We start from the raw sequence: 17,567 nt of genomic DNA on the forward strand, positions 1-17,567 counted from the left end.
GTTGGGCCATCCCATACATCGGCCCAATCCAAGGCCACCTTCAAGATGGAAAAATCTCAAACAGGAGTGAATTCACTTCACTTCTTTCGTTCACTATACCACACCCAACCTTTGCCTTTCCGCCTATTCCTCCTATTAACGACACAAATTATCGCCACAGCGAAGCAGACTTGAGGGCACATCGGGAAAGCATATCACATTATCTGAACTAATGTGTCGTTGAGTCCTTCTGATATTGAGCAAAGTGGGTGGCTCTCCCCAATATCGGGAAAGATTGCGTCAAGGGAGAGAGCCCATGAACGTACATGCCCGGCTTGGAGCCGTGCAGACCACGCTCGACGCCGCGCGTGGCCTGCCGAACGAACATTACGTCGATCCCCGCATCTTTGCCGAAGAGAAGTGGTCGGTCCTGTTCGCCAACTGGTCGGGCGTCGGGTTCGGCAAGGACGTTCCCGAAGCCGGCGATGCCAAACCGGTCGAATTCCTCGGCATGCCGCTGCTGATTGTCCGCGACCGGGACAGCAGCATCAGGGTCTTCCAGAACACCTGTCGTCACCGTGGCATGACCCTGATCTCGGAACCCACCAGGGTCCGGGGCGTCATCCGCTGCCCCTATCACAGTTGGTGCTATGGCCTGAACGGGGCGCTCCGGACGACCCCGAATGTCGGCGGGCCCGGGCAGAACACCCACCCGGACCTGAACACGGCTGACCTGGGCCTGATCGAAATCCGCTCGCATGTCTGGCGCGACGTCATCTTCGTCAATGTCGATGGCCATGCGCCGCCGTTCGAGGAGGTTCATGCCGATCTTATCGAGCGCTGGAGCGAGTTCGATCAGGAACTCCACCACGGCGGCGCAGACTCCTCCCTACAGCTCGACGTGAAGGCCAACTGGAAGCTGGCAGTGGAGAACTATTGTGAAAGCTACCACCTGCCCTTGATACATCCCGGCCTGAACAGCTACTCCCGGCTCGAGGACCATTACAATATCGACGGCTTCGGGCACTGCTCAGGGCAGGGAACCCTCGTCTATCGCCAACTGACGGATGACAATGGCACGGCCATGCCCGACTTTCCGGGACTGAGCGGGACATGGGATGAGAGCGGCGAATACATCGCCGTCTATCCGAACGTCCTCTTCGGCGTGCAGCGCGATCACGCCTTCGCCATCCTGCTCAACCCGGTGGACTGCGAGCGCACGATCGAACAGGTCGAGCTTTACTATGCGGTCGAGTCCGCAAGAACGCCGGAGTTCGACCTTCTGCGCAGCAGGAACGCCGAGTTGTGGAAGACCGTCTTCGAGGAGGACATCTTCGTGGTCGAAGGCATGCAGAAGGGCCGCCACGGCGCGTTCTTCGACGGCGGCTGTTTCTCTCCGGCCATGGACGGACCGACATACAACTTCCACCGCTGGGTAACACTCCAGGTCGAGAAAGGCCGCACACCATGACCATCTTCCCGAAGGCTGGGCTGGCCCGAAACTTCGTGGCCGGACGCTGGGTAGAAGGCGACGGTGGCGCAGTCATCGCCGTCGAGGATCCAGGCACGCAGGAACACCTCACCAATTGCGCCTGCGCCGGAGAGGCGTCGCTGGCCCGTGCGCTGGAAGGTGCGCGCACCAGCTTTGAACGGGGTTTCCTGGCGGAGATGCCTCCGGCCCAGCGCGCCGCACTCATGCTAAGGATCGCAACCGAAATCCGCGCTATCGCCCGTGACGCCGGGGAACTGCTCTGCCGCGAAAGCGGCAAGACGCTGGAGGCCGCGCAGGGCGAGTTCGAGGAAGCGGCTCAGTACTTCAAGTACTACGGCGGACTCGCGGACAAAATCGAGGGAAAATCTATCCCGCTCGGCCCCGACTACGTCGACTACACCGTCTACGAGCCCTACGGCGTCTCGGCCCAGATCGTGCCATGGAACTTCCCGGTCGCCATCGCCGCGCGCTCCATGGCCCCGGCCCTGACCGCGGGAAATTCCATTGTCGTCAAGTCGCCGGAGCTCGATCCGCTCGGGCTCGCCCTGCTGGGCAGTGCTCTGGAGCGGGCCGGGGTGCCTGAGGGTGCCGCCTCCATTCTCTGCGGCATCGGCGCGGATCTTGGCGCCCGCCTGGTCGCCTCCTCCGAAGTCGACCAGATTGTCTTCACGGGCTCCGTGCCCACGGGCCAGTCGATCCTGCGCGCCGCCGCCGAGACGGTGACGCCCAGCGTGATGGAGCTTGGCGGAAAATCGGCCGCCATCGCCTTCGAGGATGCCGATCTCGATGGGCTGATGGCCAGTGTGAAGACCGGCATCTACTTCAATGCGGGTCAGGTCTGCTCGGCCATGTCCCGACTGCTCGTGCACCGCGCGATCTATGACCAGGTCGTGGAACGCGCCGTGGCCCTTTCGCAAGGGCTGAGCGTAGGCCACGGCCTCGACAATCCCGACCTGACACCACTCATCTCCGGCCAGCAGCTCGCGCGCGTGGAGGAGAGGGTCCAGGCTGCGGCCCGGGACGGGATCCGTGTGGCGTGCGGCGGCAAGCGGCTGGACGGTCCGGGCTACTTCATGGCGCCGACAGTCCTCGCCGAGGTCGATCCGGCCAGCCGTATTGCACAGGAGGAGGTCTTCGGGCCAGTCCTCTGCATAATCCCCTTCGACAGCGAGGCCGAAGCCATCGCCCTGGCGAACGGCACCGCCTACGGCCTGGTGGCCGGGGTCTTCACCCAGGACCTGAGCCGCGCCCACCGTGTCGCGGCGAGGCTGCGCGCCGGACAGGTGTTCGTGAACGAATGGTTCGCCGGTGGCATCGCCACGCCCTTCGGCGGTGCCGGCCGGTCGGGATACGGGCGCGAGAAGGGACTTGAAGCCCTCTACAACTACGTACGCACCAAGAACATCGCAATTGCATTGAACCGCGGCAACGGAGCAAGCCTGGACCGCGCAGCAAGGAACGGAGATTGAGTATGGCATTCCCCGAGTATTCCGAGTTCGTGATCATAGGCGCGGGCATTCACGGGTTGTCCACGGCCTGGCGCATTGCCGAACGCCTGCAGGAGAAGGGCGAAGAGGTCGCGGGACGGATCGTCGTGCTCGACAAGGCGGGCATCGCCAGCGGTGCTTCGGGCATCGCCTGCGGGGTGGTCCGCAACAACTATTTCCAGCCTGCGATGCGCAATCTCATGGCACACTCGGTCAGCGTCTGGGAAAGCGACCCGGAGGCGTTCAGCTACCACCCCGTCGGCTACATGCAGATCTCCTGCGAACGCATGCACGATGACGTGGCACAGATCCACCAGCAGCAGCAGGCAATCGGCTACGAGAGCGACTTCATCGAGGGCGCCGATGCCAGTACCCGTTACATGCGGGCCTTCTTCGACGACTGGCGGGCCCAGGGAATCACCTCGGTCCTGCACGAAAAGCGCGGCGGCTACGCCAACAACACCAAGTCGATCTACGGCCTCGCCCGCAAGGCCGAGGCGCTCGGTGTGCGAATCATCACCGGCACCGAGGTCAAGGCCCTGGTCAGTGATAACGGCGCACCGGCGGTCCGGGCCGTCGAAACCAACCGCGGCACCCTCCGCTGCGAGCAACTCATCATCGGCGCCGGTCCCTGGGTGCGCGATTTCTGGGACATGCTCGGCCTGCCGGCGCAGATCACCGTCAAGGGCACTGACGGCGAGGTGCGCGAAGGCGTCGAGATGTGGCGCTTCTGGCAGCTCGAGGAAGGCGTCCTGCAGGTCGACCCGGACATGCTGCTGACCAGCGACGGCAAGGTACCGCCGGTGATCCATGTGGACACGGACGCACCTTTGATCTCAGACGTCGACGGCTCTGTCATCACCGAGGATATGTGGGGCATCTATTACAAGCCGGATTGGCACTTCGGCGGCGTGCAGGGCGGTGCTGCGCCCTACAGGATCGACAAGATGGCCGGCGAAGTGGCGGTCGATCCCTATGGCCCTGACAGTCCTGAATTTGTCTCAAGCGCGGAATTCGCTCATATGTGGGTCTCCGCCCTGGCGCACTGCCACAAACGGTTCGAAGGTACCATGCCCAGGTACCACCGCGAGCCGTCGGGCGGGATCGGCTGCTTCACGCCGGATTCCTTCCCCGTTTTCGATCGCTTCAACGAGAACGTCTCGGTCATCGCGGACAGCAATCACGGCTACAAGATGCTGGGCGTCGGCCGGCTGGTCGCCGACGAGGTCATGGGCGAGGAACAGGACCTGCTGAAGCCCTTCCGCTTTGAGCGTTTCAAGAAGGGAGAACTGCACCCCACGTCCAACAGCCCGTTTCCATGGAGTTGAGGGCTACCGGCCTTGTCTTTGGTTCAAAACTTTCATGATCTGAGCCACCCCAGTTGCTTTGGACAGGGCAAGAAATTCGTTCACCTAATTTCGCACATCTTAATAGACAAAACTTTGTGACGCTCAAAGGTGAACATCAAAACAGCTTGCCTGTTTCGGCGAAAATCAATTGCCTTTGACTTGACCCCTTGAAAACTCCGGATGTGGAAGCGTTCAGACAAGCAGCCCAAGCCTTTCGTGGCATCACGACAGAACGGAGGATGCTGTATCGGGGGTACGAAGCACTACGTTTCGATTTCTACGCCGCTCATCTAGGTTGCTTGGAATCGACCCGTCGGATTGCCGCGAACATCGCTTATCTCGCCGCTATGGACAGACGAGTCAGTTACCGTATGTCCCTACTTCTCAGCCAAGCCCTGGGGTGGTCATGCTTGGGCACAGAGCTCGAGGAAGCCGACTTCTTTAACATCGGCAGAGATTTGGATCCTGATGAAATCCGGGAGAGGGTCTCACGTGATGGCAACATGCTGATCGAGCTACTGCACTACGAATGGTGCGAACAGGAAACCGCTAAAGAGAAGGCTCTTGGATCGTGGAATCGCAATTATACATCCAAGGAAACCATGTCTGATACCAAAGGCTCTGATTTCTGACTCTCCAGGGATTCCCATGCGGAGCGTTTTATGATTCGCTCCGGCACGAGGAGGTCGTGCCATTGGAACAGCAGTCAAGCTTCGTGAGGACTATTCAGCTGGAGAACTGCGCCAGCTTGCGGCGCGCAGCAAGGATGCCAACCAGAGCCGTCGGCTTTTATCCCTGGCGGCAGTTCGTGATGGGATGAGCAGGACGAATGCGGCGCAGATCGGTGGAATGGATCGGCAAACGCTGCGCGATTGGGTTCACCGTTTCAATGCGTCGGGTCCGGATGGTCTCTACGACAATTGGTGTTCCGGACCTCCGGAACGGCTGTCGGCGGCGCAGAAAGCGGAATTGGTTGAGCTCGTCGAGGCGGGGCCGGATCGCACGAAAGACGGTGTGGTACGCTGGCGCCGTCGGGATCTGCAGCGGGTGATCGAGGAGCGCTTCGGCGTACGCTATCACGAACGCCACGTCTCACGGCTCCTGCACCAGCTGGGATATGGCCACATCAGCGCCCGGCCCCAGCACCCCAAGCAGGACACCAAGGTATTGGAAGCGTTCAAAAAAACTTCTCCCACACCCTGAAAGCCCACATCAGCCACCTCTCAAGGCGCAAGCTGGTGGAGATTTGGTTTCAGGATGAGGCCCGGATCGGTCAGAAGAACGGAATTGTCCGCCAGTGGGCCCAACGGGGCACGCGGCCACGCCAACCCGCCGATCAGCGTTACCAGAACGCCTATCTCTTCGGTGCCATCTGCCCCACTCTGGGCAAGGCAGCCGGCTTGGCCCTGCCCAGGGCCAACAGCCATGCCATGGAGCTGCATCTGAACGAGATCAGCCGGCAGGTCGCACCCAACACTCAAGCCATCCTCATCATGGACCGTGCTGGCTGGCACACGACAGAAAAGCTCAAGGTTCCAAAGAATATAACGCCGATCTTCCTGCTATCGCGCTCGCCCGAGCTGAACCCTGTGGAAAACCTCTGGCAGTACATGCGCGACAACTGGCTATCCAACACCGTCTTTGAGAGTTACAGCCATATCCTCGATGTCATCTGCGAAGCCTGGCAGAAGCTTATCGCCAGGCCGGAAATCATAACCTCTATCGGCTTCCGCAATTGGGCCCATGCAAGTCAAACTTCATAGCCTTTGGTATAACTTACCGATGGAATGCAGGGCAAAACGAAAACAAGAATAAATAGAGCCTATGAAGGCAATGAAGGGCCCTTGGTTCCTTCTGCATCATCATGGAGATGACAGGCAACTTGACGTCCCGGCTCAACCTCGCGAAGCGGAGGTTCCTCAACATAACAGCGATCGAAAGCATATGGACAGCGGGTGTGAAACCGACACCCCTTGGGCGGATTTATAGGACTGGGCACATCGCCTTTAAGCACAATCCTGTCTGGCTTTCGTCGTGGTGACGGTTGAGGAACCGCGGAAAGAAGCGCTTCTGTATATGGATGGAGCGGGTCACTGAACAGTGAGTGCTTGTCAGAAAGCTCGACAATCTTGCCCAGGTACATCACGGCAACACGATGACTGATGTGCTCAACCACTGCCAGATCGTGGGCTACGAACAAGTACGAGAGTTTCAAATCTTGTTGAAGATCCATTAGAAGGTTTACGACCTGTGCCTGGACCGAGACATCTAAGGCAGAAACTGGCTCATCACACACAATCATCTTGGGGTCCAACGCGAGTGCCCTCGCAATACCAATTCGCTGGCGCTGCCCGCCCGAAAATTCATAGGGATACTTCTTGGCGGCATCAGCGGGCAGCCCAACTCTTTCCAGCAATTCGATAACGCGCTCTTCTCGCGCATGTCGATTGCGGCTATCAAAATTGAGTATCGGCTCACCCACAATCTCTCCGACCCGCAGACGTGGGTTCAGCGAAGAGTATGGATCCTGGAATACGACTTGAAGCTGCTTTCGAACGGACCGCATCTTAGCGCCGCTTAAATTATCTATTCGTTTGCCTTCAAGCTTCACCTCTCCATCAGTGGGCTTGATGAGGTTCAGGATCGCCTTGCCCGCTGTCGACTTACCACAACCACTTTCGCCGACAATACCTAGTGTTTCATTGGGAGCGACGGAGAAGGAAATGCCATCTACGGCATAGACCTGGCCAACCACTCGAGAAAACAAGCCCTTCCGGATAGGAAAGTGCTTCTTCAGGTTTTCCACTTCCAGCAGAGGGGTTTCCGTCTCTGGAGCTATTCTTCCGATAGTCATTCTCAGTTTTCCTGCTCAGCTAGCTGATCGGAATGGAAGCAAGCGGCAAAATGCTCAGGGGCCTTTTCCTCCAAGACAGGAGCATCGGTTCGGCAGTAGTCCGTAGCGTAGGAACAACGCGGGGCAAAGGGGCACCCGACAATCTCATCTTTCAAGGAGGGAACTGTTCCAGGTATCTCATTCAGCCGTCTTTTCCCTCTCTCTCCGGAGGAGCTGCCAAGCTTGAGTACCGAATCAAGCAAGCCAGCTGTATAGGGATGTCGAGGGCGTTCAAATAGGTCTACTACAGGCGCTTCCTCCACTTTTTTTCCGGCGTACATGACGACGACTCTTTCGGCCATTTCCGCCACCACACCCAGGTCGTGCGTAATAAATATGATCGCGCTTCCAGTTTTCTGCTTGAGGTCACTCATGAGTTCGAGAATCTGCGCCTGGATTGTCACATCCAAGGCAGTTGTCGGTTCATCGGCCACAAGCAGCTTGGGTTGGCATGCCAACGCCATAGCGATCATCACACGCTGACGCATGCCGCCTGAAAGCTGATGTGGGTATTCACGCACCCGGCGCTCGGCTTCCGGAATGTTCACGAGGCGCAGCAGTTCAACAGCTCGGCTCTCTGCCTCTTTCTCACTCAATCCTTCATGCAGAACCAATGTCTCACCTATCTGGCGACCGATCGTCAGTACCGGATTCAACGAGGTCATTGGTTCCTGGAAGATCATGGAGATCTCATTGCCGCGGACTTTGCGCATCTCCGATTCAGGCAACGTCAGGAGATCACGTCCTTGAAGCTTGATATGTCCGGAGACGATCCTTGCCGGAGGCGTTTGTAGAAGTCCCATTATCGAAAGGGAGGTGACGCTCTTCCCACAGCCGCTTTCGCCAACAACTGCGACAGTTTCCCCGGCCGCAACGGAGAACGAAACATCATCTACGGCACGCACCACACCATCACGGGTAAAAAAGTACGTAGAGAGGCCTTCCACTTCCAGCAGAGCGGACTCATCGTGCCCCTGCTGTCCAACCGCATCTTCTTCGGCGCTTTCGATTGTTGCCACCATACTCTCCTCACAGTCGCCGTGCTAATCGCGGATCAAGAGCGTCGCGCAGGCCATCTCCCAGGAGATTCACGGCCAGAACAGCGAGCGATAGAAAGAAGCCGGGAAAGAGAATTATGAAGGGTGCGGACTGAAAATAGGTCCGCCCCTCAGCCATAATATTTCCCCAACTCGGGATTTCCGGAGGTGTGCCTGCACCGATAAAGGAGAGGATAGCTTCCAGGATCATGGCAGATGCAAAGATGTAGGTTCCTTGCACGAGCAACGGAGCAAGTGTGTTCGGAAGTATATGTCGTATCAGAATACGTAAAAGGGGCGTGCCACTGGACACGGCTGCTTCGACATATGGTTCTTCTCGTAAACTGAGGACCAGGCTTCGAACCAGACGGACCACTCTTGGTATTTCAGCAATGGCAATCGCCATGATCACGTTCTGAATACTAGCTCCAGCCAGTGCCATTAAGGCGATGGCGAGCAACACAGGTGGAATGGACATCAGTCCGTCCATGATCCGCATTACAATGGCGTCAAACCATCGAAGAAAACCTGTCAACAGGCCTATGGCCAAACCGACACTGATGCTAATAGCAGCAACCCCAACACCAACGAGCAGCGATATCTTTGAGCCATGCACAACGCGGCTGTACAGATCCCTGCCCAGCATATCGGTACCAAACACAAACTCGCTTGAGGGGTTCTGAAGTCGATCAGCTGGAGAAATATCTTGTGGGCCATGGGTCTGTAGCAGCGGGGCCAGAAGAGCCATAGCTACCATCAAAAGCAGCAGTGATGAGCCCAAAGCTACAGTGGGATGACGCTTTATCTGAGCAACCAGTCGACCAGTGAGCCGACTCTTTGCAATCCGAGGAGGGTTAAGAGTTGTGATTGCCATGTTAGTACCGAATCCTCGGATCGAAGAAGCAGTAGCTTACATCCACAAGGAGATTGATGAATACATATACAAATGAAAACAGCAGGATAACTCCCTGTATGATTGGATAGTCTCTACGCAGGATCGCATCCACCGTTAGTCGCCCCAATCCGGGAATAGCAAACACCGTTTCTGTGATGACCACACCACCAATTAGCAGCGCCACACCGATCCCAATTATTGTAACAATGGGAACAGCTGCATTCTTCAGCGCATGGCGCAGCAAGACCTCTTTTTGGTTAAGCCCCTTGGATTTTGCTGTCCTGACATAATCCTGGCTCAGGACCTCGAGCATGCTCGCTCTTGTTATTCTCGCTATCAAAGCAGCAAACACGGCCCCAAGGGCAAGACTGGGTAGGATTAGATGCTGGACGAAGGGCAAGAAACCTTCGGTAATACTGACGTATCCTTGAACCGGCAGGACTTCTAGCCATACTGAGAAGATCAGAATAAGGGTATATGCGATTACAAAGACCGGAACTGAGAATCCCAGGACAGCAAACCCCATCACAATCCGGTCAATAGCCGTGCCAGCCTTCCAAGCGGCGATGATCCCTAAAGGCACCGCAAGGGCAACAGCCACAATCATCGTAGACACAGTCAGTGCAACGGTCGGCTCCAATCTCTGCATTATAAGGTCTGCAACCGGGCGATTGGTGAAAATGGACGTTCCCAAATCACCCTGCAAAACCCCGCCAATCCAAGTGCCGAAGCGAACAAAATATGGCTGATCCAAGCCCATCTGTTCACGGATCTCGCGCACGTCCTCTTCGCTGGCCATATCTCCGGCAATGATTGTCGCTGGGTCCCCAGGACTAAAGTATAGAAGGGAGAAGACCACCAGGGCGACGACGCCCATAACAGGAATGGTGGCTAGCAGTCGCTGAACTATGTAGGAGAACACGAGTCGCTCCTCTCTGCAGATTTCAGAGTCTTATTGTATCGTCAGAATTCTGCGAGGAGTCCGAACAAGAATGGCCTCGATCTCGTTTTCGGTAAAATTGCGCTCTCGCATCAGCGGAAGAACATTTTTGAAAATGTGGGCGTAACCGTGGCCACCGAACTGAGAGAGCCTTGTGCGATAGCAAATATCCTGTGAGATCACGATTTGATCCAGATGACCGTGTTCGATCAAAGTCCGGATGAACTTCAGCCTGGCACCATCATTTGGCATATCGATATCTGCCAACGGATAGTAGGTGTGCTCGAGACCGAAAAGGTCGAACTCAATGATGCAACCGGTATCCGCCAAACGAAGTAGGCGTTCCTCGTCGAAGATAGTGCGATCGATATGGCTGATAACCAGTCGCGAAACATCACCATCATGCTCTTTGACAAAATCTGCCACTTCCTGGGGCTGATCTTGGTCGCGTCCAGGATGGACGTTCAATGCCGCGCCGGTTTCTTCCTGCGCGATGATAGCCCCCCGCATCACTGTTTTCTCCAGGTCCGTCCAAGGGGACTGACAACCTATCTCACCAATTAAGCCTGCCCGTATTTCGGTTCCCCAGGCACCCTCAAAAACCTGACCAACCATCTCTTGAGCAAAATCGTCCACGCTTCGATTGAAGTTCTCAGGGTCCTGGTACTCTTCAACATAATGGCCGCAGCCCATTATTATATCGACGTTACTATCCTTGGCGACTTCAACCAGACCTTCTGGATCGGGGCGCAACCCACCGCAGGTCAGCTCTACAACGGCTTGGCCACCAACCTTGTTGAGCTGGCGCATTTCCTCTTTGGCCACCTCAATCATATCCAACCGGTATTTGGTTATGTGCTCGACTCTACCGTAAGCGATGTCGTGATAGTTCTGGAGAGTGATCTCGGGATCGTTGGCTTTGATCTTCCGCTTCTCTGGGGAGCGGATGTCGCACAAAACGTGTTCATGCATGAGCGTTTGGCCAAGAGCTTCCGGCTCAATCAAGCCGGTAACTGTTTGAATTTTACCCTTTAGGTCTTCCCGGTTCATCTCTAGCCTCCACTGTACATTCTATTCGTTGTGCGAGCTTGAATACTGGTTCTTATTTCGTTAGCTCAGCGTAAGTTCCTGGTTGCCGTGCCTCGAAGAATTTCCACTTCGAACGCACTTCCTTGACTTCATCCAAATCCAGATCAGCGACAACGAGTTCATCCTGATCGTCACTCGCTTGAGCTAAGATTTGTCCCTTTGGACTCACAAAGTAGCTGGATCCGTAGAAGTCACCGATATTCCAGGGCGCTTCCCTGCCAACTCTATTGATCGCCCCAATGAAGAAGCCGTTGGCGACAGCAGCTGCAGGCTGCTCAATTTGCCAAAGGTATCGGCTCAGATCTGCTGGCGTCGCACTTGGGTTGACCACATACTCCGCGCCATTCAGTGCCAGTGCGCGCCACCCTTCCGGGAAATGACGGTCATAGCAGATATAGACGCCAAGCTTGCAATACCGGGTATCAAACACCGGATATCCCATATTACTCGGCTCGAAATAGTAGGTTTCCTTCCCCACGGGAAGATTGGGAATATGGTTTTTTCTATATTTTCCCAGGTACTTGCCGTCGGCATCTATAACCGCTGCAGTATTGTAGTATTTTCCGTCGTCTATTTCATAGATAGGCGCGACGATAACCATACTGTGCTTTCGGGCCAGGGAGGATATTCGCTGAACCGTGGGGCCATCTGGAACCTCTTCGGCCGCAGCAAACCACTTGTCATCAGTTACAGCACAGAAGTAGGGCTGATTGAAAATCTCCTGCATACACAGAACTTGGACGCCTTGGGCACCAGCCTGATCGATCAGCTTCTCATGAGCATCGAGCATATGCTCTCGTAGAACGTCCGGCGAAAGGTCTGTCTCTCCCTTGAGGGACATCTGTATCAGGCCAGCTTTCATGACTCTCTCCTTTTCAGAAACTCATTGTTTCAGAAGCAGGGGCTTCCGTACTGAGACAAACTCTTCGACTGCGCCGCACAACTTGTCGAACTCCGCATCCCTCATGGGCAGTGAGACGTTGATCATCCCACGTCGAGCTAACCACACACCTGCGTCTATGAGATCCAGGAAGAAGAGTTCGCGTAGATCGCTGTTCGCCCGAGCCGCATCCATGGGAGTGTGAATTTCGCCATCGTACATATGCACGGTCATCATGGAGCCCCGACCAGTAAACTGCATTGGGACCCCAGCAGCTTCACAAATCTCATTCAGTCGGTGGCGCAGGCTTTCCCCCCGTTGATTGAGCTCACGTGATGCTTCTGAAGTGAAGACACGGCTCATCCCGGCATATCCAGCTGACATCGTCAGTATGTTGTTGTTGAAGGTACCTGCATGAGGGAATGACCCTGGTTTATGCGGATCAAAACGATCCATCAGTTCGGATGCCCCTCCGAAGGCCCCGAAGCTAAAACCTCCCCCAATGTATTTGCCGAGAGCTGTCAGGTCTGGAGTGATTCCCAGAAGTTCCTGCAGACCACCCGGTGCCAAGCGTGATGTCATAACTTCATCAAAGATGAGCAAGGCACCTGTGTCCGTAGCAGCATCCCGTAGGCCTTGCAGAAAATCTGCCTTTGCAGGAATGCAGCCTCCTGCACCCATCATGGGTTCTACTACGATGGCTGCAAGATCCGCGGCGTGCTCTCTAACAACCTCTAGGGTGCTCTCGAGGTCGTTATACTGTCCCAAAAGAAAGTCGAATGGCGCATTGATCGGGCTTCCACCACCAGCGAAAACAAAAACGCCGCCATGGTAGCTGCCATTAAATACAAGAATCTTCTTTCGACCGGTGGCTGCACGGGCCAGCGACATAGCCATGAGATTGGCTTCTGTCCCTGAGTTGGTAAAACGTACGCGATCGAGGGATGGGAAGCGATCACAGAGCAATTCGGCGAGCTGTTGCTCTATCTTTGTGTGCCCGCCCAGAACGATGCCGCCATCCAGGGCCTCTTTTGCCGCATTGATTATGACCGGCTCGGAGTGGCCATACAAACCAGCCGTGTATTCCCCCAGGAAATCAACATATTCATTTCCATCCAAGGTACGAATATAAGCACCGTCTCCCTCGACGACAGTGATCGGAAATGGTTCGCAGAAAAGCACGGTCCGCGTATTGCCGCCGGGCATCGATTGGCGAGCCAGGTTGTGCTGCTCAAAACTAAGAGGATTCCTTGAAAGGTATCGCGAAGCAGCATCGTCGAGAGCTGTTGCCAAATCTGTGTTCGGCTTTGGATCAGGTGACATTTAATCCCTAGTCCCTTTTAGTATTTGTTTTTATTACCCCAAAAAAAAAATGAGTGCGGGTTATCCGTAGATACCCGCACTCAACTGATCAGGATTTTTCGATGTTCCAGAAGGCTGGGCTTTGCTGCCCAACAACACCACTTACTCGATCTTCCACATAGGCTACGGGCCGGAAAAACTGTCCAACGTGAACATATGGAACAGATTCAAAGAACCGAGTTTGCAAACCATCCATGATCTCCTGGCGCTCTTCGTCGCCTTGAGCGTTGGCATAGGTAACCCGCAATTCTTCCAGTTGTTCGTCGCAGGGCCACCCATACCAGTTGTCTCCATCACAACTCGTATCCAGCGGAACATTGGTAATCGGGTTCTGCATCGTGAAACCCGGCCACCACGTGGGGAATATGTGCCAACCGCCCCGGTCCTCTTCCGGGCCTTCCTTAATGGGACGGCGAGACGTAAGTGTACTCCAGTCTTGAGCCTGTAGCTCCACCTCCACACCCGCACGCCGCAGATGATCTGCAGCGACAAGACTCATGAGGTGCATCAAGTTCTGGTCAGTTGGATCCATGAACACAACGGGGCGACCATCGTAGCCTGCTTCCTCGAAAAGCTTACGGGCCACCTCGAAGGGATCTTCATCACCCTCGAATTGCTCGAGGCCTGCTTCAGATTCACTGGGGGATCCGCATATGAATGGTGAAAGACAGACACGCTCATAGTCCGGTGCACCAATCATAGCGGATAGGTAATCCTGCTGTTGCGTTTGGACCAGATAAAGCAGCGCCTGACGGGCTTTGGGATGGTCGAATGGATGAATCAATGTATTCATCCGGAGCATCCCTTGGTAACCAACTGGATCTATGACTTTAACGGCAATATTTGGGTCACTGTCCAGTGCTGGGAGCTTATCGTGCGAGGGGAACTCCAACATATCCACCTCGCCTGCCTGAAGGGCCTGTACTGCTGTCCCTGAGTCAGGGATGTAGAGCCACTCAACCCGCTCGACATTCACGACTTTGCCTCCTGCCAAACCATTGGCAGGCTCTTCTCTCGGGACATAATCGGGATTGCGGCGATAAACGACCTTGTGTCCCGGATCCCATTCATCATCCACAAAGATGAAGGGTCCCGAGCCAACTGTCGTTTCAACCTGCTCACTTGCAGCTTTCTGAGCATCTTCCTCGCGCATGATAACGCAGGGAAGAACTGGATTGGCCAATGCCAACAAGACCATTCCAAAAGGCTCGGATAGCTGTAGCGTGAAGCTTTTCTCATCATCAGCCTCAAGAGAATCGGCGCGCTCCATCATCAAGCCGCCTTCTGTTCTCGTTTGAGACCAACGCTTTATTGAAGCAACACAGTCTTGTGCCGTGACATCAGACCCATCGTGAAACTTCAGCCCATCCCTCAACGTGAATTGGTAGGTCAGTCCATCGTCACTGACTGAGTAATCCCCAATCATTTGAGGCTGTGGCTCCAGCTCATCGTTCATTGCGAACAGCATGTCATAGATCATGTGCGCGTGATTGGCTGTGATCTGTGCTGTAGTAAAAACGGGATCGAGAGTACGCAGATCAGCCTGCGGAACGACTCTCAATACCCCCTCTGCAGCTTCGGCTCTTGTCACCGACCATCCCAAACTTGATAGGAATGCTGCTCCTGCAAGTCCGCTAGCACCCTTAAGAAAAGTCCTGCGATCTTTATTGATCGCTTTTGAATAATGTATCCCAGTCATCCATGTGCTCCCTTGGTTAAGCAGTTATCGGCCGGTTTTTATTTGCCCAGCTCATTATTATTCGGTTTCGATAGACAGCTCCCTAAGCAAGACCTCGACATTCCCCATGTGCCCAATCGCAGTTTCACCAAGCTGCTGCGCAACCGCAGACAACAAGATCTGCGCTACAAAAAAGTTCGAAGCGGCAGAACTGAAATAGAAGGGACTTCTAGCCCTTAGGGTGACATGTGACGGCCCCTCCCCAGCGATCGGCGAGGAAAGATCGGTCAAAGCGACAATAGGGATTTCCCTCTTCATCATCGCTGTACAAGCGTCTACCGTGATCTGGGTATAGGGCCTGAAGGAAACAGGAACGAAGACGTCCTTTTCCGTTATCTGCGCCATCTCTTCGGCGATAGCTGCCCCAGACGTTCCAATCATGAAAACTCTGGGGCGCAAGAAGCTGGCAAAAGAAGAGAAGAAGTATGCAACAGCATGGGTTGCCCTCAACCCCATCACATAAACCACTTCCGCCTTACAGATCAGTTCCGCGGCACGCCTGACTTCCTCTTCATCAAGCCCCGCAACCGTCTCCAAAAGCCTGCCGACTTCCTCATTCGCAAGATCCTGAAGGCCGTTGGGGGCACCTGAGTGGTTCCTCTCTATTAGGCCTTGTGTCTGGCTGCTGTAGAAAAGTCCTCGCTCAGCAACGTGCCTGCGAAAGACTTCCTGCAACTCAGTAAAGCCGCTGAAACCCAAGCGCTGCCCCAACCGCGTCAGGGTCGAGGGATCTACATTGGTCTCTTTTGCGATTTGGGAAATATTCTGAACTGCAGCACGATGCGGGTGCTCAAGCATTGATACCAGAGCACCCAGGGCTCGGCGTCCAATCCTGCGATCATCACCTCGGCGAACCCCTTCTACGATAGCACTTAGCTCAGTTGTTGTCTGAGGCACAGCTTGAGAAGCTTCGATCGTCGCCATAAGGAGCCTTCCGCATTTGCGTTGCGTCCGTATATGCAAACTGTACAGGCATTATCTTCATACGCAATAGTTTTTTGCGCACACCATTTGTATGCAAATTCTGGTGCATATTGTTTGCTTGCGTATTTACTGACCCTGGGAGCTGTAGTTTCCAGACCTTCTGAGCTCAGCCTCTTCTGGGTATTTGATACGCAAACTCAATGATATCCCATGGAATTGCGGCCCAGCCGAACCTATACCAACCAATCGGGACACTACCCGTACATGCCATTGCCCAGGCCGGTCATGCCGCCACTGCCCGGCGGATCATGTGGCGTACCGCCGCCTCGAGCGTAGCGCTAGCAAAGCGCAGGCGCTGTACGTTGGGAGGCCGATATCAACAAACCGACCTGCTCCGACATCTAAGTCTGCTCAGCCAGGGCCTGCGGCATCATATCCACTACCAGGACTGCGCGTGCCATCCGCCAGAAGGTTCTTGCGACGCAAGTCGCAGCGCCACTGGTAGTTTATGCTAGGGCGTGATGTCGTAGCGCCGCGCAGCATCCGAAATGCTGGCCCGGTAAACCCCAACCGAAGCCAGGATCTCCTGCTTTTGGTCCGTTGACCAGTGTCGACGTTGCTCCACACTCTTCAATACTACCTAGCGCATCCGTCGCTAGGCGGCCTGGGAACCGGCCAGAAGCCAATACGGGACAAGCGAATAGGCGGCATGAACCGCTTTGACATGCACCCGCCCTGTGGGCAAACGGGGGGCTCCTTGGCACCCTGAGGCTGTTCACAGTGTTACATAAAGTATAACTGTAGCGGTCAATTGATTTATTAAATAAACTAGTTAATTCAGTTTGTTATCGACAGAGACGTCGCAGCAGGTGCCTGGATCAGCTAGGCGTGGATAGGCATCCTGTGGTGATGGCATCGGTGATCTAAAAATACCGCCTGCCCGTTGGGAGATAGAGACTAGCAACTGTGTTTATGCACAGACCTGATGGCGCCATGGAAGGCCTGATTTGAGGATTGCGTTTGCGGTGGTAACCAGGCGCCGAGCGATGGCGATGATGACCAGCTTGTGCGGCTTTCCTCGTTCCTTGAGGCGGCTGGCGACGGATTTCAGGATCGGGTTGTGGCATGCGGCGGCGAGCGCTGCTTGAAAGAGCACATGCCGCAAGGCGCGCCGGCCTCCAGCGATCATCCGGCGGCCGCGCCTCGTCCCGCTGTCATGGGATACAGGCGCGAGGCCAGTCATTGCGGCGGCCTCGCCGGACGTCATCCGTCCGAGTTCGGGCATTTCCGCAATGAGCATGGCTGCGGAGACCGGACCGATCCCTGGAATAGAGCGGAGAAGCTCCGCTTTGACGGTGAGAGCGTCGTCCTGTGCAATCATGCTTTCAATCCGATGTTCAAGTTCAAGGATCTGAGCGTCGAGCATCGCCCTTAGCTCCGCATCCATATCCTCCATATCCGCAGCGACATTCTGTTTCACACGGGCACCAATCTGGGCAACG

15 protein-coding genes are annotated in these 17,567 nt (G+C 55.4%); 5 read left to right on the forward strand and 10 right to left on the reverse strand.

Annotation, left to right across the window (positions count from 1 at the left end; genetic code table 11):
• The first annotated feature begins 295 nt into the window (after positions 1 to 295).
• The 5 genes from BP38_RS0117020 to BP38_RS22390 all read left to right on the forward strand — a co-directional run bounded on the left by BP38_RS0117020 (position 296) and on the right by BP38_RS22390 (position 6,070).
• Positions 296 to 1,450, forward strand: a complete 1,155-nt coding sequence (locus tag BP38_RS0117020) for an aromatic ring-hydroxylating oxygenase subunit alpha (RefSeq protein ID WP_026988716.1) — start codon at positions 296 to 298, stop codon at positions 1,448 to 1,450.
• Positions 1,447 to 2,940: an aldehyde dehydrogenase family protein gene (locus BP38_RS21280; RefSeq protein ID WP_051609497.1), complete on the forward strand. Its 1,494-nt coding sequence runs from the start codon at positions 1,447 to 1,449 to the stop codon at positions 2,938 to 2,940. The genes BP38_RS0117020 and BP38_RS21280 overlap by 4 nt, the downstream gene beginning before the upstream one ends.
• Positions 2,941 to 2,942: 2 nt before the next feature.
• Complete coding sequence (locus tag BP38_RS0117030) at positions 2,943 to 4,286, forward strand: NAD(P)/FAD-dependent oxidoreductase (protein WP_026988717.1); 1,344 nt, start codon at positions 2,943 to 2,945, stop codon at positions 4,284 to 4,286.
• A 431-nt stretch (positions 4,287 to 4,717) separates the two neighbouring features.
• The gene (locus BP38_RS22755) at positions 4,718 to 4,939 is read left to right on the forward strand and encodes a hypothetical protein (RefSeq protein WP_155992488.1); all 222 of its coding nucleotides are present in this window, start codon (positions 4,718 to 4,720) and stop codon (positions 4,937 to 4,939) included.
• Between the two features lie 61 nt (positions 4,940 to 5,000).
• A protein-coding gene (locus BP38_RS22390; RefSeq protein WP_155992489.1) for an IS630 family transposase occupies positions 5,001 to 6,070 on the forward strand; the annotation gives its coding sequence in 2 pieces (ribosomal slippage) (positions 5,001 to 5,487 and positions 5,487 to 6,070; 1,071 coding nt in all).
• Positions 6,071 to 6,129: 59 nt separating this feature from the next.
• Here BP38_RS22390 and BP38_RS0117050 read toward each other — a convergent pair.
• From BP38_RS0117050 to BP38_RS21285, 10 genes are all read right to left on the reverse strand, one after another.
• Positions 6,130 to 7,161 (reverse strand): ABC transporter ATP-binding protein, encoded by a 1,032-nt coding sequence (locus BP38_RS0117050; protein WP_051609498.1) that lies wholly within the window; start codon positions 7,159 to 7,161, stop codon positions 6,130 to 6,132.
• 2 nt (positions 7,162 to 7,163) lie between these two features.
• The gene (locus BP38_RS0117055; RefSeq protein WP_081816756.1) at positions 7,164 to 8,222 is read right to left on the reverse strand and encodes an ABC transporter ATP-binding protein; all 1,059 of its coding nucleotides are present in this window, start codon (positions 8,220 to 8,222) and stop codon (positions 7,164 to 7,166) included.
• 7 nt (positions 8,223 to 8,229) lie between these two features.
• The gene (locus BP38_RS0117060) at positions 8,230 to 9,111 is read right to left on the reverse strand and encodes an ABC transporter permease (protein WP_026988723.1); all 882 of its coding nucleotides are present in this window, start codon (positions 9,109 to 9,111) and stop codon (positions 8,230 to 8,232) included.
• Position 9,112: 1 nt separating this feature from the next.
• Entirely contained in the window at positions 9,113 to 10,054 is a 942-nt protein-coding gene (locus BP38_RS0117065) for an ABC transporter permease (protein ID WP_026988724.1), read from the reverse strand.
• A 30-nt stretch (positions 10,055 to 10,084) separates the two neighbouring features.
• Complete coding sequence (locus BP38_RS0117070) at positions 10,085 to 11,122, reverse strand: phosphotriesterase family protein (RefSeq protein WP_026988725.1); 1,038 nt, start codon at positions 11,120 to 11,122, stop codon at positions 10,085 to 10,087.
• A gap of 52 nt (positions 11,123 to 11,174) precedes the next feature.
• Positions 11,175 to 12,023, reverse strand: a complete 849-nt coding sequence (locus tag BP38_RS0117075; protein WP_035725740.1) for a nitrilase-related carbon-nitrogen hydrolase — start codon at positions 12,021 to 12,023, stop codon at positions 11,175 to 11,177.
• 21 nt (positions 12,024 to 12,044) lie between these two features.
• Positions 12,045 to 13,364, reverse strand: coding sequence for an aspartate aminotransferase family protein (locus tag BP38_RS0117080; protein ID WP_026988727.1), 1,320 nt, complete (start codon positions 13,362 to 13,364; stop codon positions 12,045 to 12,047).
• Between the two features lie 88 nt (positions 13,365 to 13,452).
• Positions 13,453 to 15,102: an ABC transporter substrate-binding protein gene (locus BP38_RS0117085; RefSeq protein WP_081816757.1), complete on the reverse strand. Its 1,650-nt coding sequence runs from the start codon at positions 15,100 to 15,102 to the stop codon at positions 13,453 to 13,455.
• Positions 15,103 to 15,159: 57 nt separating this feature from the next.
• Positions 15,160 to 16,065 (reverse strand): MurR/RpiR family transcriptional regulator, encoded by a 906-nt coding sequence (locus BP38_RS0117090; protein ID WP_081816758.1) that lies wholly within the window; start codon positions 16,063 to 16,065, stop codon positions 15,160 to 15,162.
• A gap of 970 nt (positions 16,066 to 17,035) precedes the next feature.
• The coding region (locus BP38_RS21285; protein ID WP_026988850.1) for an IS110 family transposase at positions 17,036 to 17,567 on the reverse strand (532 nt) is incomplete at its 5' end.

The sequence above is a fragment of the Fodinicurvata fenggangensis DSM 21160 genome (assembly GCF_000686045.1).
Lineage (GTDB): Bacteria > Pseudomonadota > Alphaproteobacteria > Kiloniellales > DSM-21159 > Fodinicurvata > Fodinicurvata fenggangensis.